General features: G+C 64.3%; 19 protein-coding genes, 1 tRNA gene and 1 pseudogene. 15 read left to right on the forward strand and 6 right to left on the reverse strand.

Translation table 11 applies throughout. From position 1 onward, the window contains the following. Positions 1-6 precede the first annotated feature (6 nt). From H3Z74_RS00115 to H3Z74_RS00135, 5 genes are all read left to right on the forward strand, one after another. Positions 7-366, forward strand: coding sequence for a PH domain-containing protein (locus tag H3Z74_RS00115; RefSeq protein WP_183110768.1), 360 nt, complete (start codon positions 7-9; stop codon positions 364-366). Positions 367-375: 9 nt separating this feature from the next. After that, the gene (locus H3Z74_RS00120; RefSeq protein ID WP_187762020.1) at positions 376-669 is read left to right on the forward strand and encodes an NAD(P) transhydrogenase subunit alpha part 2; all 294 of its coding nucleotides are present in this window, start codon (positions 376-378) and stop codon (positions 667-669) included. A 52-nt stretch (positions 670-721) separates the two neighbouring features. Continuing rightward, entirely contained in the window at positions 722-2137 is a 1416-nt protein-coding gene (locus tag H3Z74_RS00125; RefSeq protein WP_187762021.1) for an NAD(P)(+) transhydrogenase (Re/Si-specific) subunit beta, read from the forward strand. 145 nt (positions 2138-2282) lie between these two features. Next, positions 2283-3227 carry a MarR family winged helix-turn-helix transcriptional regulator gene (locus tag H3Z74_RS00130; RefSeq protein WP_187762022.1) on the forward strand — a complete coding sequence of 315 codons (945 nt, stop codon included), beginning with the start codon at positions 2283-2285 and terminating at the stop codon, positions 3225-3227. 68 nt (positions 3228-3295) lie between these two features. Beyond that, a tRNA-Val gene (locus tag H3Z74_RS00135) sits at positions 3296-3371 on the forward strand. A gap of 127 nt (positions 3372-3498) precedes the next feature. Here the strand turns inward: H3Z74_RS00135 and vgrG are convergent. Both vgrG and H3Z74_RS00145 read right to left on the reverse strand, forming a co-directional pair. Further along, positions 3499-5313, reverse strand: coding sequence for a type VI secretion system tip protein VgrG (gene vgrG / locus H3Z74_RS00140; protein ID WP_187762023.1), 1815 nt, complete (start codon positions 5311-5313; stop codon positions 3499-3501). Positions 5314-5771: 458 nt separating this feature from the next. Then, entirely contained in the window at positions 5772-6335 is a 564-nt protein-coding gene (locus H3Z74_RS00145) for a helix-turn-helix domain-containing protein (RefSeq protein ID WP_187762024.1), read from the reverse strand. 181 nt (positions 6336-6516) lie between these two features. Between H3Z74_RS00145 and H3Z74_RS00150 the strand changes: the two genes are divergently transcribed. Beyond that, entirely contained in the window at positions 6517-7602 is a 1086-nt protein-coding gene (locus tag H3Z74_RS00150) for a DUF2855 family protein (RefSeq protein ID WP_187762025.1), read from the forward strand. A 16-nt stretch (positions 7603-7618) separates the two neighbouring features. On the opposite strand, the gene H3Z74_RS00155 is transcribed toward H3Z74_RS00150, so the two are convergent. Continuing rightward, the gene (locus H3Z74_RS00155) at positions 7619-10495 is read right to left on the reverse strand and encodes a DUF2339 domain-containing protein (RefSeq protein ID WP_187762026.1); all 2877 of its coding nucleotides are present in this window, start codon (positions 10493-10495) and stop codon (positions 7619-7621) included. A 126-nt stretch (positions 10496-10621) separates the two neighbouring features. Between H3Z74_RS00155 and H3Z74_RS00160 the strand changes: the two genes are divergently transcribed. From H3Z74_RS00160 to H3Z74_RS00190, 7 genes and pseudogenes are all read left to right on the forward strand, one after another. Beyond that, positions 10622-11284 carry a glutathione S-transferase family protein gene (locus H3Z74_RS00160; RefSeq protein ID WP_187762027.1) on the forward strand — a complete coding sequence of 221 codons (663 nt, stop codon included), beginning with the start codon at positions 10622-10624 and terminating at the stop codon, positions 11282-11284. 50 nt (positions 11285-11334) lie between these two features. After that, a complete protein-coding gene (dapF, locus tag H3Z74_RS00165; RefSeq protein WP_187762028.1) occupies positions 11335-12276 on the forward strand; it encodes a diaminopimelate epimerase in 942 nt (313 codons plus the stop codon). Positions 12277-12431: 155 nt separating this feature from the next. Beyond that, positions 12432-12995 carry a glycine zipper 2TM domain-containing protein gene (locus tag H3Z74_RS00170; protein WP_187762029.1) on the forward strand — a complete coding sequence of 188 codons (564 nt, stop codon included), beginning with the start codon at positions 12432-12434 and terminating at the stop codon, positions 12993-12995. Positions 12996-13168: 173 nt separating this feature from the next. Continuing rightward, complete coding sequence (locus tag H3Z74_RS00175; protein WP_187762030.1) at positions 13169-13843, forward strand: spermine/spermidine synthase domain-containing protein; 675 nt, start codon at positions 13169-13171, stop codon at positions 13841-13843. Positions 13844-13858: 15 nt separating this feature from the next. After that, on the forward strand, positions 13859-14170 hold the full coding sequence (locus H3Z74_RS00180; protein WP_187762031.1) for a hypothetical protein: 312 nt from the start codon (positions 13859-13861) through the stop codon (positions 14168-14170). A gap of 435 nt (positions 14171-14605) precedes the next feature. Continuing rightward, positions 14606-15731: pseudogene (locus H3Z74_RS00185) on the forward strand (OmpA family protein). A 214-nt stretch (positions 15732-15945) separates the two neighbouring features. After that, positions 15946-17247, forward strand: coding sequence for a UDP-glucose dehydrogenase family protein (locus H3Z74_RS00190; protein ID WP_187762032.1), 1302 nt, complete (start codon positions 15946-15948; stop codon positions 17245-17247). Positions 17248-17266: 19 nt separating this feature from the next. Here the strand turns inward: H3Z74_RS00190 and H3Z74_RS00195 are convergent, their stop codons facing one another. Next, a complete protein-coding gene (locus tag H3Z74_RS00195; protein ID WP_187762033.1) occupies positions 17267-17809 on the reverse strand; it encodes an AAA family ATPase in 543 nt (180 codons plus the stop codon). Positions 17810-17819: 10 nt separating this feature from the next. Further along, positions 17820-18746, reverse strand: coding sequence for a helix-turn-helix domain-containing protein (locus H3Z74_RS00200; protein ID WP_187762034.1), 927 nt, complete (start codon positions 18744-18746; stop codon positions 17820-17822). A 275-nt stretch (positions 18747-19021) separates the two neighbouring features. Between H3Z74_RS00200 and H3Z74_RS00205 the strand changes: the two genes are divergently transcribed. After that, the gene (locus tag H3Z74_RS00205) at positions 19022-19444 is read left to right on the forward strand and encodes a VOC family protein (protein ID WP_187762035.1); all 423 of its coding nucleotides are present in this window, start codon (positions 19022-19024) and stop codon (positions 19442-19444) included. On the opposite strand, the gene ygfZ is transcribed toward H3Z74_RS00205, so the two are convergent. Next, positions 19439-20149, reverse strand: coding sequence for a CAF17-like 4Fe-4S cluster assembly/insertion protein YgfZ (ygfZ, locus tag H3Z74_RS00210; RefSeq protein ID WP_187762036.1), 711 nt, complete (start codon positions 20147-20149; stop codon positions 19439-19441). The two genes, H3Z74_RS00205 and ygfZ, sit on opposite strands and share 6 nt — an antisense overlap. Before the next feature lie 44 nt (positions 20150-20193). Here ygfZ and H3Z74_RS00215 point away from each other — a divergent pair, with 44 nt between their 5' ends. Continuing rightward, entirely contained in the window at positions 20194-21531 is a 1338-nt protein-coding gene (locus tag H3Z74_RS00215; RefSeq protein ID WP_187762037.1) for a dihydroorotase, read from the forward strand. The last annotated feature ends 35 nt before the right edge of the window (positions 21532-21566 follow it).

Below are 21566 nucleotides of genomic sequence, written 5' to 3' on the forward strand. Positions count from 1 at the left end.
GGCGTAATGGGCATCCTCAATGCCACCGCCGCCGACCCGCGCGAGCTGATCGACAAGCACGGCGAAGCGCTGACCGATGGTGAGACGATCTATTTCGTCTACAAGACGATCCGCGATTATATCGCCTTCACCAACTGGCGCGTGCTGTACATCAACGTGCAGGGCATCACCGGCAGCAAGCGCGAATTCCTGACCGTGCCGTACCGCTCGATCACCGCCTTCGCGGTGGAGACGGCGGGCACGTTCGATCTCGATGCCGAGATCAAGATCTTCCTGTCCGGCCATGAACCGATCGAGTTCAAGGTCGGGCGCAATACCGATATGCGCGGGCTGCAGAGCTTCCTTGCGCAAAAGATGGACCGTTAGGGGATAATCATGGACTTCATCGCAATCCTGTCGATCTTCGTGATGGCCTGTTTCGTCGGCTATTATGTCGTCTGGTCGGTCACCCCGGCGCTGCACACGCCGCTGATGGCGGTGACCAATGCGATTTCGTCGGTGATCATCGTCGGCGCCCTGATCGCCTCGGCGGCGGCGGGTTCGGCGACCTCGAAGTGGCTCGGGCTGGTCGCGGTCGCGCTGGCCAGCGTGAACATCTTCGGCGGCTTCGCGGTCACCGAACGGATGCTCGCCATGTACAAGAAGAAGGACCGCCCGGCGGCCAAGTAACAGGGGTGGGTTGCCCGCGCGATGCGCCGGGCGACGACAAGGGGACAAGATCATGCACGAAGCCGCCATCGCCACGCCCGCCTGGGCCGCACTCGCCTATCTCATTGCCGGAGTGTGCTTCATCCTCGCCTTGCGCGGCCTGTCGAGCCCGATCTCGTCGCGGCGCGGCAACCGGCTCGGCATGGCGGGCATGGCGCTTGCCGTCGCGACGACGCTCTATCTCCACATGAATGTCGGCATCATCGAGATCGTCATTGCGATCGCGATCGGCGGTGCGATCGGCCTGGTCACCGCGCGAAAGATCGCGATGACCGACATGCCGCAGCTGGTCGCGGCGTTCCACTCGCTGGTCGGCCTGGCGGCGGTGCTGGTCGCCGCAGCGGCGTTCCTCAACCCGGAGGCGTTCGGCATTCTCGGGCCGGACGGGCAGATCCTGACCGTCAGCAAGATCGAAATGGGCCTTGGCGTCGCGATCGGCGCGATCACCTTTTCCGGCTCGGTCATCGCCTTCCTGAAGCTCAACGGCAATATGGGCGGCAAGCCGATCATGCTGCCGGCACGGCATGTGATCAATCTCGCGGTGCTCGCCGCGATCGTCGGCCTGGTCGGCTATTTCACCCAGGATCAGGACCCATGGGTGTTCTGGACCATCACCGGCCTGAGCTTCGCGATCGGCTTTCTGCTGATCATCCCGATCGGTGGCGCGGACATGCCGGTCGTGGTGTCGATGCTCAACTCCTATTCGGGCTGGGCGGCGGCGGCGATGGGCTTCACGCTGCACAACACCGCAATGATCATCACTGGCGCGCTGGTCGGCTCGTCGGGCGCGATCCTGTCCTACATCATGTGCAAGGCAATGAATCGCAGCTTCATCAGTGTCATCGCCGGCGGCTTCGGCGCCGATACCAGCGGCGGCGGGGCGGCCGCGGCGAGCGATCGTCCGTGGAAGCGCGGTTCGGCCGAGGATGCGGCGTTCCTGATGCAGCAGGCCGAACAGGTGATCATCGTGCCCGGCTACGGCATGGCGGTGGCGCAGGCACAGCATGCGCTGCGCGAGATGGGCGACAAGCTCAAGGAGCATGGCGTGCGGGTGAAATACGCGATCCACCCAGTCGCGGGACGTATGCCCGGACATATGAACGTGCTGCTCGCCGAAGCCAATGTACCCTATGACGAAGTATTCGAACTGGAAGATATCAACAGCGAGTTCGCGCAGACCGATGTTGCCTTCGTGATTGGTGCCAATGATGTGACTAATCCTGCGGCGAAGACCGACAAAAGTTCGCCGATCTATGGCATGCCGGTGCTCGATGTGGAAAAGGCCAAGACGGTCCTATTCATCAAGCGATCGATGGGTGGCGTCGGTTATGCCGGTGTGGACAACGATGTCTTTTACATGGACAATACGATGATGCTGCTTGCCGATGCCAAGAAGATGGTCGAAGAAATCGTCAAGTCGCTCGATTGACGGGATAATTTGTCTAATCTAATTCATCTGATATACCTCCCCAAGACTTTGATGGCCATTTGGTCCATTATGGATACGGTCGGGCCCCCTGCGGCCTGCAAATTACGTAGTTTGCGAATGGGTTAGGTAGGTATCGGAGCAAGGCATGATCGAGACGGCGGCGCCATCCTTTGCGGTGACACCTCAGATGCTGATCGTGGCAGACAATGCCGCCGCCGTGCAGCTGGTGTCCGAAGCGGCCGTACTGGCTGGCGGACGGATCGAGGCCACGCTCCGTTGGGATCAGGTGGCGGCGCGGATCGCCGACCATCAGGCAATCGATGTGATCGTGGCCGAGGCGGAATCGGTATCGTCCGAGCTGCTCTCCGGCACGCTGCCGCTGCTCGATGATATCGCGCGGGAACACCAGGCACGCATCGTCATCACCCTGGCCGAAGGGCAGATCGATCTGGTCGCGGGGACCTTGTTCGGGCCGCATGTTCAACTTCTCTGCCTTCCGTCGGTCGCCGAGCGTGTCGTTGCGCTGACCATCGCGGCGCGCACGCGCACTGCCTGCGCGCAGGAATCGGGCCGCGACGGCGAGGAGGCGCGCTTGCGGCGATTGAACGAGGAAGTCGCCCGGATTGCCGAGACGCTTGCCCGCCTGACGCGAAGCGACAATGGCGACCTGGCACAGCGCGAGAAGTCCGGCGTCGGCGATCGGCGCTTCGCATATGCGCCACCGTCGCCCGCCGATACGGCGGATATCGATGCGCAGGATATTCGCGCCGCGATTCGCGCGCGCCGGCTGCGCGGGCAGTATTTCGATGCCGGGCTGCTTGAGGATCCGGCCTGGGACATGCTGCTCGATCTGTTCGCAGCGGAGCTGGAGCGGTCGCAAGTCTCGGTCTCGAGCCTATGCATCGCTGCGGCGGTCGCACCGACCACTGCGCTGCGCTGGATCGCCAAAATGAGCGAGGCGGGGCTGTTCGAACGCCATGCCGACCCGTTCGACCGCCGCCGCGCTTTCATGGCCCTGTCGGCCACGGCGCGCGCCGGCATGATGGGCTATCTGGCGGCGGTAAAACGCGCCGGCCTGCCGATCGCCTGAAATCATTGCGCGATATCTGTCGCTTGACGGTTGCCAGCATGGCCGGGTTTTGGCATGCGGCGCAACGGGGGCGATTAGCTCAGTTGGTAGAGCGTCTCGTTTACACCGAGAATGTCGGCGGTTCGAGCCCGTCATCGCCCACCATCCCCCCATCCGGCGCAGGCGCTCGCGGCACCGATCCGTTGGTGTGAATCGGGTGAGGCCGGCCTGGACGCACCCGGCGGCCGATCAGGCGTCAGCTTTGTCAGGCCGGCAGCGGACCGCCGTCATGCTAAGCGTCGGATTGGTCGATCTTCACCAGCTGACCCTGCACCGTGACGATACCGCCTGAGCTCAGTATCGCCTCCGCCGCACCGTGCGCGCTGAAGCTTGCATCGGCCTTGGCTTGGATTGTCGGCCCCTCGATCGTCACGCCTTCCTTGCCGGCCAGCGACAATATTCCCTGCGCGGTAATGGCAATCCCGGCCTTGGCGTTGAGCGTGATCCTGGCGGCGCTGTCGATCGTGATGCCGTCGGTCGCCAGGGTGACGCTGTTCTCGTTCCTGTCCTCGACCGTCACCGTGCCGGCCTTGTCGTCGAGCCGGACTATCTGCCCGGCCGGTGTCGATAGCTCGATCGCACCGTCGGTTTCGAAGAAATCGATGCGCAACTTGCCATATGTGACGATCGTCTTCTGGTCGTTCGCAGCGGTCGGCGGGACCGGCGGCGGGTTTTTCTTGCTGTAGAGGCTGCCCATGATCACCGGAAAGCGCGGGTCGCCGTTCATGAAGGCGACCACCACTTCATCGCCGACTTCGGGATAGAATAATGCGCCCACGCCGCGTGAGGCATAGAAGCCGCCGAGCCGCGCCCAGACGCCTGCATTCGCCTCGAGCAGCGGCAGCGCGACCAGGACGCGGTATTCGCCATCGGGATCGCCGTCGATCCTGGTGACGAGGCCGGTCTGAAGGTTGGCGGCGGCGGGAATCTGGCCCGCTGCGCTCGCCGCCGTCGCCCCGGCTTCGGCCGCATCCCGCGCGGCCCATTGCGGCGCAAGGCCGATCTCGACCTCCGTCGTCCAATTGCCCGCGACGACTTGCTGGTGAACGCCCGAGACATAGGCATTGCCGTTGAACCGGGCACCCAGTCCGGCAAGCGTGATCATGCAGCCGGGCCGGGCCAGTGCGCTGCCCCGGAAGCGGACATGCCCCCGGATCTTGGCCAGCCTTGCCTGAGTCAGTCGCGCCGAGGACCAGCGGGTGAGATCGTCCTTGCCGATCGTCGCACTGGTCTGCTGGCGGAGCTGATCGACACCGAAAGCCGTGGCAAGGATATCGGACGAGAGATTGCCGGGCGTCGTCACCGTCGAACTGGCCGCACCCGCCATGGCGAGCTCCTGAGTCGCGGGATCCCAGGCGACGCTCTGCACCGCCGACGCGGCATATTGCGTCGCTGCGTCCATCACGGTGCGAAAGTCGAGGATCGACTCGCCATTGGTAAGGGTGAGGACCGGCGACTGGGTAGTGTCCGGCGGCGCAACCACCACTTGTCCCCCGGACACCGTCACGACCATGCTGTTCACCGCGGCGCGTGCCAGCATCAGGTCCCAGTCCGACGCATGATATTGGACGATCGCCTCTTCCACGGCCGCGGTCGGTGTCACCGATGCGGTCAGCCCGGTGGCGGTGATCAGCCGCTCGATCACGGCGCTGTCGGTCATGCCTTCGAACACTGCGTTGCGCCGCGCGAGCGTCATCGCCAGAGCCGGGTCGCTCGCTTCGATGATCAGCAGCGAAGAGCCGTCAAGGCCCTGCTCCAGGCCCTGCCGGTCGATGATGCCGGAAAAGACCTGGGTGCCGGTCTCATCATAGCCGAGCGTAATGGCCAGCGTTGTGCCGGGGATCAGTGTGCTGGCTTCGCTGATCGCGAAGGCCGCCTCCGCCGCGTTGCCGTCGGCGATGGTGATACGAGCCCGGGGCAATGTGTTGACCCCGGCCCAGATGTCGATCGAGATGACTTGCCATGCACTGTCGATCGGCTGGCCATTGGTCGCGATGGTGTAGGAAACCAGCGATCCCGCCAGCTGCAATGGTGAGGGTGCGCTCATGATTGATCTCCCCTGACTGGCCTCATCCCGGTCATCGGTCGCCACCTGTCGCGGGGTGAGCCTAAGCGATCCGGATTGCCTTGTCAGGCGCGTTCATACCGCAGCCGCAATGATCGCCGGCGCCTGTTTTTCCGGTGTGTGATTCCCAGCCCGATTCAATACCGGTGCGGACCTTGACAGGGAGGGGGCGGTCAGATGCTCTCAGGCGTCCGGCTCCGCTCTTTCACATGGTGAGAAAAAGCCGATGCCATCAGCTGGCTGATCCTGGCTGATATGTTCGCTGTTATGCTGGCTGTTCATTGGCTGATAGCTGGCTGTTATTCGATAACAGCCAGCTTTGGCTGAAGCAGTTGAAAACGCGCTGAAAATCCAGGTGGGAAATCCAACTTAACAGCCAGCAAAAAGAATATTCCGAAATAACAGCCAGGAACAGCCAGCAATTCCGGTTGCGACCGTTCCTAGAGCGATCGTACCAGGCGGACCGCGCGTGCGATCCAGGGCGGGTCGGCAACCACCTGCTGGCGCCCGCCCGGTCCGGGGGGCAGGAGATGGAGCTTGCCGCCCTCGCGTCCGATCAGGCGTCCGAACAGGAAGCGGCCGGCGGGACGGGGCACCAGGACGTCGCGATTCATCGCCTGGCCGAAACTGTCCGGCGCCAGCGTCTCGCACCACAGTTCGTCGCCGCTGCGATAATCGCCGACACCGGCGGCGACCGTCACCGCGATCAGCCCGGGACCGGGCGAGGGCGGGGTCAGCGTGGTTTCGTGTTTTGGCGCATGAACTCCGCCGGAATCGAGGATCGCCGCCACCGGTATGTCGCTGCGCATCGGCAGCCTGACAAGATCGGCTGCGGCGACGCCGAGTGCGCCGGCGATGCGGTTGAGCCACCCGACCGAGACGGTGCGCGTGCCTGTTTCAAGCCGGCCGATCGTTTGCGCGGTGGTCGGTGGGACGCAGCGGCGTGCGACATCGTCGAGCGTCAGCCCCTTGGCGCGGCGGACTTCGCGGATCGCGGTGATCATGACTAAGGGTCCTAACCAGATAGGCCATTCTTCTGTCGGCCAGCCGTGACGATTTGGCAAGTGCCCCGCCCAGGGCTGCGTGGTTGCGCTGGTCGCGACGGTGATCGGAACTGGCGCTGGTTCCCGCTGACTTTCGCCGCGAAAATGGCTATCGATGCGGTCCACCCCAGGGGAGAGAGCGATGCCGGTCAAGCGCGAGATGATGGTGCGCAAGGATGCGCTGGAGCAAACCGCGATCAATGAGACGATCGCGCCCGAGCCAAAGGATGGTGAGGTGTTGCTGGCAATCGAGGCGTTCGCCCTGACCGCCAATAATGTGACCTATGCGGTGGTCGGCGAGCAGGTGAAATATTGGTATTTCTTCCCCGCGCCCGAGGGGTGGGGGATTGTGCCGGTCTGGGGTCATGCGCGAGTCACGGCGTCGCGGCATCCCGATATCGCGGTCGGCGAGCGGGTCTATGGCTATCTGCCGATGGCGACTCATCTGATCGTCGCACCGGGCAAGGTTTCGGCCGGGCTGTTCCGCGACATGACCACGCATCGCCAGCCGATGGCGGCGGTCTATAACCAGTATCGCCGGCTCGCCGCGGACCCGGCGCATGACCCGGCGCGCGAAGATGCGCGGATGTTGTTCGAGCCGCTGTTCCTGACCAGCTTCCTGATCGATGATCAGCTGCGGCGGCAGGACTGGCATGGCACCGGCAGCGTGATCCTGACCAGCGCGTCGAGCAAGACCGCGATGGGCCTGGCGCATGTCGCGCGGGCGAGCAGCCCCGGGATCCGGCGGATCGGCCTGACCAGCGAATCGAATATCGCATTTGTCGAACAGACCGGGCTGTACGATCAGGTCGTTGCCTATGATGCGTTCGATGCCCTGGAGGTGGCGGGTACGGCGGTGCTGGTCGATTTCGCCGGCAATGCCGGGGTGCTTGCCGATGTCCATGCGCGGCTCGCCGATCGGCTGGTGCACATCCTGAAGGTCGGCGTGACGCATCACGATGAGGGCGGGGCCGACGCTGGCGTCGCGACGGCCGGGCCGAAGCCGGTCTGGTTCTTCGCCCCCGATGCCGCGGCGACGCTGATCGGGGCGATCGGGCAGGATGGATTCCAGACCGCGGTGGCGGAACGCTGGCACGCTTTCGTCATCGATGCCGATGGCTGGGTGACGGTGGACCGCCAAAGCGGCGGCGAGGCGATGCAGCGCGTGTGGCGCGATCAGGTCGCCGGGCGCGCCAAGCCCGATATCGGTTACGTCATGCGTTGGTAGTGTCGTATCGGGCTGGTCACGTTTCGGCTGCGTCGGATATCGTCTTTGCCTTGCCGATGACCCGGCCATAGGCCCAGCCAATGCCGATCAGCGCAATGCCGAGCCCGAGGAAGGACAGGATGCGCAGGATGCCGGCGAGCGCGGACGCGTCGATCAGGAAGACCTTCAGCGTGACCAGCGTGAGCAGGGCGAGGCCGGCAACGCGCAGGTCGCCGGCGCCGCTCTGAATGCCCCGCGCGAGCCAGGCCAGTGACAGGCCGAGCAGCGCGGCGGAATAGAGCCAGTTCTCGGTCCGGCCCAGATCGCCGGTGAGGAAGGCGCCATGCGTCGCCTGACGCACGGTCACCGCGACGGCGAGCGCGACCAGACCGAGCGTCGCGATACGCCAGCGACGATCTTCCTTTGTCAGCCACAGCCAGGCCGCGATCAGGCCGACATGGATCGTGGCCAGGTTCAGCAGCGGCAGGCTGCCGACCGACTGGGTGACGAACAGCGGGTTGAACCAGCCCAGGTCGAACCAGGCGAAGCGGGCCAGGCCGAACCACAGCAATGCCTCGGACAATCTGGGCTGGCGCGCGCGCAATGCCCAGGCCGCAGCGAGGATGGCTTGTGTCAGGATCGCGCGTTCGAGGAACCCGACCGCTTCGAAGCGGGGCAGGGTGGCAATGGCCAGCGGCTGCTTGGCAAGCGCATACAGCGTGGCAATGGCGGCGACCGCAAGCGCGGCAATCACGCCCTGCCGCGCAACCTCCAACGCGTCACGCCGCAGCAGCAGGCCGCCGGCGACGAACGCGGCGGGAAGGGCCAGGTCGCGCAGCACCATCGCGATCGGCGGCAGCAGATTGTAGGGCAGGGCATCGCCGCTGAGCGACAGTCCGATCAACTCGAGCAATTGGACCAGGACCGGCAGCATGGCGGCGACCATCGCCGCCAGGGCGACCAGGGTCTTGTTGCGCGGCAGACGCCCCGCGATCGTCGCCAGGGCGGCAAGGCCAAGTCCGGCGGCATGCCAGGGCGCGGGCAGAATCGCCGGCACAAAGGCCAGTGCCAGCAGGAAGGCGATCCATTCGATCCCCATCGCGGTCCGGCCACGCGGCAAGAGGCGTGCGATGCCGACGAGCAACGCTGGCGGCAGCACGCCGATCGCGATCAGGTCGGCGACCGGCGGCAATGGCTCGGTATCGATCACGCTGCCGAGATAGTCGCCAAGTTCGAAGAACCCGGCGACCACCGCCAGGCCTGTCGCGGCCACGACGATCGGGGCGAGCAGAGCGATGCTGCCATCCTTGCTGCGATGGGCCCAGGCGGCAAGTGCGAGGCCGACCGCCAGCCATGCCGGCCAGCGCCACGGAATCGGAAGCAGCTCGACCAGGGCGACCATCGACAGGATCGCGGCGAGTGCCGCACCCCCGGTTAGTGCCGGCAGGAAGATGTGTTCAGGGCGCGCGCTCGACCGGTCGCGCCAGCTTAGCGACGCGCTTGCTCCCGCTGCCAGCGCCAGCAGCGCCGCCCAGCCGAGCGGAATGAGCAATTGATGCCCGATGGCATTGGCGAGCAATACCGGACCGGCCGTGCCGCCAAGGGCGATGCCAGCCCAGAGCCAGTTGGTACGGGCGCGCAGATGGCCGGGGATCGCGAACAGTGCAGTGATGGCGATCGCGGCGATCGGCGCCGTGGCGCTGTGCCGGTCAAGGCCGACGGCGAGTAGCAGCAGCACCAGCCCCAGTGCGGCGGCGGCACCCGGCGCCAGCGCCTCATCCCGCCAGCCGAGCCACAGTGCGGCGGCGCTGAGCAGCAGGTAGAGGCCCCAGGCCAGCGGTCCGAAATCGAGCGCGGGAGCAAGGACCAGCAATTGTACCAGCCCAGCCACCAGCGGCAGCAAGCGAAGCCAGGGCCGCGCGGCGCCGGTTCGCGGCAGCGCGAGCGTCGCGCCGATCGCCAGCAGCAGGACGAAGGCGCCGACCCCGGCCAGATCCTTTGCCACGAGCGTTGCGATCAGCAGATTGACCCAGGCGAACCCGCCACCGCAGGCGGCGAGTGCAAGCCAGACCCAGCCGCGCCGGATGGCCAGGCCGAACAGGGCCGCGACGAGCAGTCCGAGATAGGCAAGCAACGGGCCGATCCCGGCGGATCTGAATCCGGCGATCAGCGGCGCGGCAAAGCCGCCGATCAGCGCCATGATCGCGGTCGGCGGACCGTGGCGCAGCGCCAGCCCGAGCGCAGCGACGGTCACGCCGATCATCAGGATGAATGCGGTCAGGTCGCCGATCAGGTCGTACAGCGCGGCGGCGATATAAAGCGTGCCGTAGAGGATCGCGATCCCTGCACCTGCCAGCGCCTGGCCGATGCGCGGATCGTCTCGCGTTGCGGGGATTCGGCGTGCGACTTCGCTTGCCGCGATCAGGCCGATCCCGAACAGCGTCGCGATGATCGTGCGCGCGACCGGGCCGAGCAGTCCGTTCTCGATCGAGAAGCGCACCAGGAAGAAAGCCGAGAGGACCAGCGCGGCGCCGCCGATCCAGATCGGCAATTTGCCGCCGACGATCGCCTCGAAGCCGAGCCGAACGGGCTCGCGCGCCGGCCGCGCCGGCTGCGCCGGTGCGGTTGGCGGTGACGGGGCGGGCGCAGGCGGTGTGATCGGCTCGGGCGGCTCCGGTGGCGCGAGAATTGCTGGCGGAGGGGGCGCCGGCCGGGCCTGAGCGCGAACCACGGGCGGCGGCAAGGGGGCAGTCTGCGGGGTGGGCTCCTGTAGCGGCCTGGCCAAATCGGGGTCGAGTGTGTTCAGTCGATCCTGCAGCACCCTGGCCCAGCGTTCGAGTCTTGCAACCCGGTTGAACAGCCGGGCGATTGCAAAGCCCGCCGCAACGAGCGCGATAAACAATAATGCGGTCAAGCGGCGTCCCCGAAGGTCATGCCGGGCAAGGTGACATAAAGGTTGCAGCCTGTCTTGTGGCGAATGGAAAGGTTGCATTTTAAAACGCAACTATTACCATTATCGCATAATCTGGGGAGATTTCCGATGATCGTCTATGGTTCGACCATGTCTCCGTTCGTGCGCAAGGTGATGGCGTTCGCCGCTGAAAAAGGCATCGTGCCGGAACTCAAGAACGGCGGCATGGGGCGTGGCGGTCCCGAATTCGAGGAGGCGAGCCCGTTCCGCAAGATGCCGGGCTTTCGCGATCCCGGCGCCGACAAGGGGCGCGACTTCTGCATTTCGGATTCGACCGCGATCATCACGTATATCGAGGCGAAGTTTCCCGAACCGAACCTGATTCCGACCGATCCGATCGCGCGGGCGCGCACTGTCTGGTATGAGGAATTTGCCGATACGATGGTCTGCGCGCTTGGCGGCAAGCTGTTCTTCAACCGTTTCGTAGCGCCCAAGGTGCTCAAGATCGCTGGCGACGAAAGCATCGCGGCAGCGGCGGAGGCGACCGAGTTGCCACCCCTGCTCGACTATCTCGAAGGGGTCGTGCCGGGATCGGGCTTCCTGGTCGAAGATCGCATTACGCTGGCCGATCTCGCGGTATGTTCGCCGTTCGTGAATCTCGATCATCTGAGCGTCGTTATCGATCCGGTGCGCTGGCCCGGGACCGCGGCCTATGTCGCCGCCATCCTTGCACGACCGAGCTTTGCGCCGATCATTGCGAAGGAGCGGGCGATCGTCGCGGCGATGGCATGATGGCGTCGGACCCGGTGGCGTGACTGCCACGCTCTCGCTATAAGGCCGCCATGCGGCTCGATTTCGTCAAATGCCATGGTTCGGGAAATGATTTCCCGCTGATCGATGCGCGCGATCTCGATCTCGACGATATGGTCTGGGCCGGGGTCGCGCGTGCGCTGGCCGATCGGCGCGGACCGGTCGGTGGCGACGGGCTGTTGCTGCTGACTGGTGGGGATAAGCTGCACGATTTCGGCATGCGCATGTTCAATTCCGACGGCAGTGAGGCGGAGACATGCCTCAACGGCTTGCGCTGCGTGGCGCGGGCTGGTTTCGAGGCATTGTCGATCGAGCGCGCCGAGGTGCAGCTGAAGACATCGAGTGCCCATGCCGAGCGCGATGCCGATCTCGCGCCGGGCGTGGTGACGATCCGCGAAACGGCCGGACCGGCCGATCTCGATGTGACGCAATGGCCGCTGCACGGCGCCGGGCACCAGATCGTGCAACAGACGATCGCCGCATTGCCCTCGTCCCGGCTGTTCACGGCAGTGGCGATGCCCAATCCGCATCTGGTGAGTTTCGTCGAGACGATCGACGACGCGGAACTGGTCGTGATCGGTGAGCTGTGCGAGGCGGCGCCGGACTGGTTGCCCAACCGCGCCAATGTCTCGTTCGTCGAAATGCGCGGGGCGGATCTGTTCGTTCGGACATTCGAGCGTGGCGTCGGGCTGACCGACAGTTGTGGCAGTGCGATGGCGGCGTCGGTCTTCGCTGCATGCCTGACCGGGCGCGTGGAGTTCGGCGTGGAACTGAGCGTCTTCAATCGCGGCGGGCTGGTCAGGGGACAGGCCGAAAGTGACGGCATGGTCCGCTTGTCCGGTAATGCGACCTATGACTGGGCAGGATCGGCCGATGTCGATGCGGACCGGGGAATCGCCGGCGACGTAACGGTCGATCGGCATTTCAACGACGAAATCGCCGCCTGGGCGGGGCTGATAGACGCGATCGCCTGATTGAGTATTGCGCCAGGGCGTCGGGCTGAAATCCCAACCTGAAATCGAGCCGTTTCGGCGCGATCCCACGATATCGGATGCGTAACGATTTGACAGTGACGCAACAAAGGGCGTCCATGTCGGTTGGGGTCAACGAACCACGCCGGAGAACAAGTATGTCGCGTTTCACGATCGTCGCCGCGCTTTGCGCCACCAGCCTGATGGCCTTTGCTGCGCCAGCTAGCGCGCAGACGCGACAGGAGGAGCAACGCTTCCAGCAGGCGCAGCAGCGACTGCAGGATGAGCTTCGCGTGTTCCAGCAGGAATATGACCGTTACCAGCAGGCACGCAATCGTGGCGGCGGACGTCCTGGTCCTGGCGGCTATAATGGCGGCCCCGGCTATGGCGGTCCCGGCGGCTATAACAACGCACCGGGCGGCTATGACGACGATCGGCTTGAAAGCGGATATGAGCCGTCACGCTATTATCGCGACGGCAATTATCAGGAGCGCGTGCTCAGCGCGGACGAGCGCGTCTATCGCGGCCAGGACGGGCGTTATTATTGCAAGCGCAATGACGGCACGACCGGTCTGATCGTCGGTGCGATCGGCGGCGGTGTGCTTGGCAATGTGATCGATGGCGGGCATTCGCGCGGCGTCGGTACGATACTGGGCGCGATCGTCGGCGGTGTCGCCGGCAAATCGATCGACCAGAATAATCAGCAGGTGAAATGCCGCTGAGCGGATCAGGGCACCGCGCCAACGGCGCGGTGCCCGACGCTTGGTTTAGGCAGGTCGGCTGCCAAAGTCATCATCGCCAAATAGGCAAAATCCGGACCGCCCATGACACCAGGTCGGCGTAGGATCTGCGATGTGGGTGGTGTGAACGGACGAGCGTCGCTAAAGCCGGAGCCATGGTTCCACGCGAATTGATCGATAGCGCCGATGTGCCCGGGGGCGGCGAGCTCAAGCTGTTCCGGCGCGGCGGCGACTGGTCGATCATGCTCGGCGGCAACGAATTGATGAGCAGTCGGGTGCGCGGCTCGGAGGAAGCGCTCGCGACGTTGGCGCTGGCGCGGGTAGCGCGCACCGATGCCAAGGTGCTGATCGGTGGATTGGGGATGGGATTTACCTTGCGTGCCGCGTTGACGGTACTCGGTGCGGCGGCCGAGGTGACGGTCGCTGAACTCGTACCGGCGGTGATCGACTGGGCGCGGGGCCCGATGGCGGCAGTACATGGCGGGAGCCTGGAAGATTCGCGGGTCAGCGTGATCGAAGGGGATGTCGGACCACTTATCCGGGCGCAGGACGCGGCGTTCGATGCGATCCTGCTCGACGTTGATAATGGACCGGATGGACTGACGCGCGGTGGCAATAACGGCCTGTATTCGGCGCGCGGGCTTGCGGCGGCACGCGCGGCGCTGCGTCCCGGCGGTGTTCTCGCCATATGGTCGGCAGGCGCCGAGGCAACCTTCGCGCGGCGCCTGCGCGACGGCTTCTCGGTCGAAGAGCTGGTGGTTCGGTCGGGTACCGGCGGCAAGGGCGCGCGGCACATCATATGGCTCGCGACGCGGGATCCAGGGGCCTGACCCCGGCAATCGCCGTTGTCGCTATTCAGGCAGATCGCCAATCCGGATGCGATTCTTTCGGCCAACGGCCCCGTCGATCGCAACGATGTTGCGGTGCGGGGTATTTCGATGAAGTCGCGACCCTCCATGCCCGCTTCCGAACGCCTGTTGCGGGATAACGACATGCGCTGCACCGGTCCGTCAAACGCGAATCACCGCTCGCTGGAACGGAGATTTCAGTTTTTGGCGCTGTCGTCATGGCGGCATGACGACACTGCCGGAATAATTGTCCAAAAAAGAACCGCGCACGCGGTTATTTTCACCGGAGGGGCGAAATCTCCTGCATGACGATGGCGCGCGCCGATCACTGAGGCGTCCGCCCGGATCGCAGGCATGCGCGGTGGTGGCGGCTCGTTACATCGGCGCCGTCCGTTTTTGCCAATAACAAAGCAGTGGCAATCGCCGGAAGTCACGCAAATGCGCCGTTTCGGAGAGGCAAAAGGGCGCGTTTCGCCAACCGTCGCTGGATTTGCGCCGCCTTGCATTCGGTCACGCCCCTTCGACGCGGACAGAGCCGCTTGGGCGATCAAAGGCTTTTTGAAGATATTCGGCCCCCGGTTCGAGCCGCATCGGGTGTCGGATGATCTTAATCGAAATGCAGGAAATCACCCGCTTATGTTGCGTTAAGGCAACAGCGTGCAAAATTTGTGCGCTTGCGTGGAAACCAACCTTTGGGTAGGGGAGTTTGCGCTGTCCGAGTGACAACGACGAAAGGGGATTTTTATGCGGAAGCTTGCCATCGCTATGGCGCTTGCCTCCACTGCTCTCGCCACACCAGCCCTCGCACGCGATGATTCGTGGTACGTGGGCGTCGAAGGTGGCGCGATGATCGTGGAAGACATTAACTTCGATATCGGCGCGGTAAGCGACGCTTCGACGGTTGATTCTAAATATGGCTATGACGTCGACGGCGTCATTGGCTACGACTTCGGCCCCTTCCGCGTTGAAGCGGAAGTCGGCTACAAGAGCGCGACGGTTGACTCCTATCGCTCGAGCGTGACCACGCCGGCATACCTGGCGAGTGGGGGGATTTCGAACCTTCCCGCAGGCACCTATAACTATGCCGGTGGCCGGACTTCGGTGCTCAGCTTCATGGTCAACGGCTTGCTCGACTTCGGTGAAGACGACGGCATTCAGGGCTTTGTCGGCGGCGGCGTCGGCGTCGCTCGCGTCAAGTCCAGCTATGGACTGAACACGCGCGGCGACTTCCTGGACGATTCCGACACGGTCTTCGCGTGGCAGGGTCTTGCGGGTATCCGTGCTCCGATCACCAGCCATATCGATGCGACGCTGAAGTATCGCTTCTTCAACGCGCGGAACGTCGGTCTGGTCGATGTCACCGGTCGTGCTTTCGACGGCACGGTCCGGACGCACAGCATCCTGGGTGGCCTGACCTACAACTTCGGCGAGCCGGCTGCACCGCCGCCTCCGCCCCCCGCCGCCTCCTCCGCCTCCTCCACCCCCGCCGCCGCCACCTCCTCCTCCGCCGGAAGTGGTGTGCTCGCCTGGGCCGTACATCGTGTTCTTCGAGTGGGACAAGTCGGACATCACGCCGCAGGCGGCGTCGTTGCTCGACAACGCGATCTCGCAGTACCAGAATTGCGGCAATACCCAGATCATGCTTGCCGGCCACGCCGACAAGTCGGGTTCGCCGAAGTACAACGTGGGTCTCTCGCAGCGTCGTGCCGACGCGGTGAAGGGCTACTTCACGTCGCACTCGGTTCCGGACAGCGTGATCTCCACCGAAGCGTTCGGCGAAAGCCGCCCCCGCATCGAGACCGCCGATGGCGTTCGCGAGCTGGAAAACCGCCGCGTGGAAATCAGCTACGGGCCTGGCTCGGGCAACTAAGCCCAGTCTCGTACGAAACACGGAAGGGAGGTCAGCATTGCTGGCCTCCCTTTTGTGTGTCTGGTCTTTTAAATGTTTAGGCTTCGAATTCCTCGTGTTCGTCGCGCATGGTCCTGTTGATGCAAGCCAATGGGGTGGCAATTCGGCGATGTTCGGCTAGAGGATCGCGGTGACACGGGCGGCAACGCCTGCAACCAATGGGATACGGTCCACCATGCGCATCACGATGATCGGCTCGGGCTATGTCGGCCTGGTTTCCGGCGCCTGCTTCTCGGATTTCGGCCATGACGTGATTTGCGTCGACAAGGACGAATCGAAGATCGCCGCACTCGAAGCGGGGCGGATGCCGATCTTCGAACCAGGCCTCGACAAGCTGGTCGCGGCCAACGTCGCGGCCGGACGGCTCACCTTTACCACTGATTTGAAGAGCGCCGTTGCGGGTGCCGATGCGGTGTTCATCGCGGTTGGCACGCCGTCGCGGCGCGGCGATGGCCATGCCGACCTTTCCTATGTCTTTGCCGCGACGCGGGAGATCGCCGAAGCGGTGACCGGCCCGATCGTGATCGTGACGAAGTCGACCGTCCCGGTTGGCACTGGCGACAAGGTGGAGGCGATCATGGCCGAGTTGGTCAATGGTCATGAGGTCGCTGTGGTCTCGAATCCGGAATTCCTGCGCGAAGGCGCGGCGATCGGAGACTTCAAGCGCCCCGACCGAATTGTCATCGGTACGGAGGATGCACGTGCGATGCAGGTAATGCGCGACGTCTATCGCCCGCTCTACCTCAATGAGAGCCCGATCCTGTTCACCGGGCGACGCACCGCCGAGTTGATCAAATATGCTGCCAACGCGTTCCTGGCGACCAAGATCACGTTCATCAACGAGATTGCGGACTTATGCGAAGCGGTCGGTGCGAACGTTCAGGATGTGTCGCGCGGCATCGGTCTCGACAACCGGATCGGATCGAAATTCCTTCATGCCGGGCCGGGCTATGGCGGATCATGCTTCCCGAAAGATACGCTGGCCCTGCTCAAGACCGCCGAGGATTACGAAACGCCGGTGCGGATCGTCGAAGCGGTGGTTCAGGTCAACGATAACCGCAAGCGGGCGATGGGCCGCAAGGTGATCAAGGCATTGGGCGGCGACGGTAAGGGCAAGACCGTTGCGGTGCTCGGCCTCACCTTCAAGCCCAACACCGACGACATGCGTGACGCGCCCAGCTTGGCGATCGTGCAGAGCCTGATCGACGCGGGTGCGACCGTGCGCGGCTATGATCCCGAAGGGATGGAGCCCGCCAAGGCGATGATGCCCGAGATCGCTTATTGCAAGGATGCCTATGAGGCAGCGACCGGGGCGGACGCAGTCGTGATCGTCACCGAATGGGACGTTTTCCGGGCGCTTGATCTGAAGCGGCTTGCGGGTGTGATGGGCACACCGGTCATGGTCGACCTGCGCAATATCTACCCGCCGGCGGAAGTCGAGCGGGCGGGGTTCGCTTATAGCTCGATCGGGCGCTAAGCGGCGGGCGGCGTTTGCGTCAGCAGACCGAGGCCGACTGTGCCAGCGCCGTCAGGATGGCATCGGCGCGTTTGCCGACCGTCATCCTGGCGAGCACCGATACGCGATAGCCATGCGCCGGATAGGCGACCAGCAAGCGCTGATATTCCGCGACGGCGTCATCGAAACCGTGGCGCCGCTCACGGTCGTTGACGTAGATTTCCGGCCAGGGCGGCGTCAGGAAGACGGTGTCGTGATAGCGCGGCAGGGTTCCGGCATATCGGCCTCGACCCTCCGATAGATGGTCGAGCGCCACCACCGCGTCGATCGCGCTGCGGTCGAAGAAAACCCAGCCTGACAAATGTTCGACGGCTGCCCGGTCGGTCAGCGCGACGTCGATGGCGCGGTGGGCAAACGCGATGCCATCGACCCATGGCAATGCAGAGCCGCGGCAAGCCAGCTCCTGCTCGACGATCCGGCGGCCGGGTTCTTCGACTATAGTATGGCCGCGTCGCGCCAACTCTCCGAGCAGTGTCGACTTGCCGCCACCTGAGCAGCCCGAAATGACGACGAACCGATTCATCTGTGCGAGCTTATCCCGCATCCACATCGTGCAGCGCAGTGGTCGCTGTACCGAATACGACGGCACGAGCGCGCAGCGCGGCATCGAGATAGGGCGTCCTCATGGCCATGAAGCGCCGCGGCGTCATGCCGAGGAAACGGTTGGCGTCGCGCAGGAAATGTGATGCGTCGTGATAGGTGGTGGCGATCAGCGAATAATCGGCATGGTCGCGCACGGCGAGCATCTTGAGGAACGAACGCAGGAATCGCGCGCGCAGCAGCAGCGTCTTGGGAGGGAACCCGAAATGGCGCGTCGCCAGCCGACGCAGCCGACGAGCGTCGATCCCGATCCGCGCCGCCGCGGTCGACAAATCCTGCGTCTTGTCATCGACGATCAGCGCCATCAACGCCCTGATTTCGGCTTCGTTGCGGTCCGGTGGACCCATATGATCGAGGAAGAAACGGTCGAGAATGGCTTTTACGTCCAGCGCGCGATCGGACGCCCGCAAGAGCGAAACGAGTTCCGTAACGATTGCAGGGGGCATCACCGTGTCGAGCGACACGATCCGGTCGCGATACCCGTCGGCAGGCCCACGGAACAGCCGCGACCAGCCAAGCGGGGTGATTCCCGCGCCAATCGTCACGCCGCCCGACGTCCTCAGGCGCATCGCCTTGCTAGTCGTACCATAGAGCGTCGCTTCGGGCATCGGATCATAGGTCGTGCCGCCGATCGTCAGTGCGATGGGATTGTCGGCGAGAATGACGCGGATCGCCGGCCAACTCGGCAGCATCCATTCGATGACGGAACCGACATCGCTCTCGTCCGAATCAAGCACATGATAATCGGTGAGATAGGCGGCCAGGCGCGGATCCGGCCGCTCGTAACGCAGTGCGGTATTGGGCGGGAGGCCAAAGGATTCCGCCGACACATTTGGCGTGTGCGTGCCGCTTTCGATCATCCGAAGCTCTCGTAATTCCGGGCGCCGGATGAATATCCAAGTGCCGGATCAATGCCATGCCCCGAACAATCCATGAGGTAAAGTGCGCGGTGGGCGGATTGCGCCGCCATCGTCGGGCAGGTACAAGCTCCTGTCGAGAAAGGCGGATCGGTATGGTTAGCCCGATCGCACCTCCGGAGATGTCCGGGGCGGTGTTCTGGCCGATGCTTTTGTATCGAGTCCCGCGACCCTGAACGCTGGCGCATCATGCGGCGGCGCAGATAAGGGTGTGGACCATGCAACAACAGATTTCCGTGATAACCCTCGGCATTGCCGATCTTGCGCGCTCGCGCCGCTTCTACGTCCAGGGTTTCGGCTGGACGCCGGTGTTCGAAAATAACGAAATCATCTTCTATCAGATGAATGGCTTGATGCTTGGTACATGGCTCCAGCCGGCGCTTGAGTCCGATATGCAGCGGGCCGGATTGTGTCGGCCCGGCGCGTTCGCCATTGCGCATAATGTGCCCAGACAAGAGGATGTCCAGCCGCTGATCGAACGGTTGGGCGGGGCTGGCGGAATGATCCTGCGATCGGGAGATGCGCCTGAGCATGGCGGATTCCGCGGCTATGTCGCCGACCCCGATGACCATGGCTGGGAGATTGCATGGAACCCCGCCTGGTCGATCGACGCACGCGGTCTGGTGACGTTCGGTCTATAGCGCGGCTGCGAGCCAGTCGGGGATGATCGCGTCGCCGAGCGCCTCGACCCGGCGATGCTCGACCATCATGCCGAGTTCGGGGTAGCACGCCCGCGTCCGCTCACCGGCCTCATCGAGCGGTGCGACGACGAGGCGGCGATTGACTTTGGACCGGTGGTGCATGCGCGCGGTATTCTCCTGGCCGACATAACAGCCCTTGGAGAAGCTGACGCCGTTCAGTTCGCGTGCATTGCATTCCAGCCACAGCGTCTTGTCGCTACCCAACTCGGCCTGTCCCTCGGTCACGCCGAGTGACAGGCGATGTGCGCGCCAGCCACCGGCCGAGGCAGTGGGTGGACCGATCCAGCGATGCCCGAGCTCGACGAGGCGTGGGTCCGGTACACCCCGATCAGTCTCGCGTGACCAATGCACTGCGAGACTATCATCCCGCGCAATCGTAATCATGCGGCGCAGGCGATACATCGACAGCCGTCGGGCAAGTGCATCGGCCTGATCCGCTTCGCAGTCGATCAACAGGTCGCCGCCATCGGCCCAGAGCAGGAAGTCGAACAAGGCCTTGCCCTGCGCGGTGAGCAGCCCCGACCAGGCCGGCAGCGGCCCCATCGTATCGGCAGTGACCAGGCCTTGCAGGAAGCCGCGCACATCTTCGCCGGCAACGCGGATCAGCGCGCGGTCATCCAGCATTGTCGGGGTGGTTTCGCTCATGACGAACAGGTAGGGGTGCGGTGACCCCAGCGAAAGAGGCGGCAATGGCCAAGTTCGATCTGATTCTGACCAACGGCACCGTTCACCTGCCCGCCGGGCCGGTGCAGGCGAGCATTGGCGTGCGCAACGGCAAGATCGTTGAGATCGGCGCACCGAACCGCCCGACCGGTGACGCAGGCGAGACGATCGACTGTACCGGGCTCGATATCCTGCCGGGCGTGATCGACACTCAGGTCCATTTCCGTGAGCCTGGGCTGGTCCACAAGGAAGATCTGGAAAGCGGCAGCCGCGCGGCGGTGCTGGGCGGGGTGACCGCGGTGTTCGAGATGCCCAATACCAAACCCAATACCGACAGCGCCGAGGCGATCGAGGACAAGCTCACTCGCGCGCATCATCGCATGTGGTGCGATCACGCCTTTTATGTCGGCGCGACCAATCACAATGCGGCGAGCCTTGCCGAGCTGGAGCGCATGCCGGGCACGGCGGGCGTCAAGATCTTCATGGGCGCATCAACCGGCGACTTGCTGGTGGCGGAGGATTCATCGCTCGCCGAAGTGCTGGCCTCCGGGCATCGGCGCGTCGCAATTCATGCCGAGGACGAAGCGCGGATGAATGCGCGTGCGGGCGAGCGGGTGACGGGCGATGCGTCGTCGCACCCGGTGTGGCGCGATGACGAGAGCGCCTTGCTCGCCACACGGCGCATCCTCAGCCTTGCGCGCGCTGCGCGGCGGCGGATTCATGTGCTGCACGTGACCACGCCAGCGGAGCTGGAACTGCTCGGCCAGAACAAGGATATCGCCAGCTGCGAGGTGACGCCGCAGCATCTGACCCTGGCGGGCGAGGAAGCGTATCCCCGGCTTGGCACCTGGGCACAGATGAACCCGCCGATCCGTTCCGGTGTGCATCGCGACGGACTATGGCATTGGCTCAACCAGGGTGTGCCCGACATTCTCGGCTCCGACCATGCCCCGCACACGCGCGAGGAAAAGGCCAAGACCTATCCCGACAGCCCGAGCGGTATGCCCGGGGTGCAGACCATGCTGCCGCTGATGCTCGATCATGTCGCGCATGGCCGCACCACCCTGCAGCGCGTGATCGACCTGACCAGCGCGGGCCCGCAGCGCGTGTTCAATATCATTGGCAAGGGCCGGATCGCCGCTGGCTATGATGCGGATTTCTCGATCGTCGATTTGAAGGCGCGCTGGGTGATCACTGACGAATGGCTTGCATCACGCTGCGGCTGGTCGCCCTTTACCGGCATGGAACTGACTGGCAGGCCAATCGGCACGATTGTGCGCGGGCGGCGCGTCATGTGGGATGGGGCGCTGGCTGAGGCTGCCATCGGCGAGCCGATCCGGTTCGAGGCGGTCGAGTTCGGCTGAACGAGGGATCGGGCCTGCACATCAGCATGGGTGCG

The sequence above is a fragment of the Sphingomonas alpina genome, from assembly GCF_014490665.1.
Taxonomy (GTDB): domain Bacteria; phylum Pseudomonadota; class Alphaproteobacteria; order Sphingomonadales; family Sphingomonadaceae; genus Sphingomonas; species Sphingomonas alpina.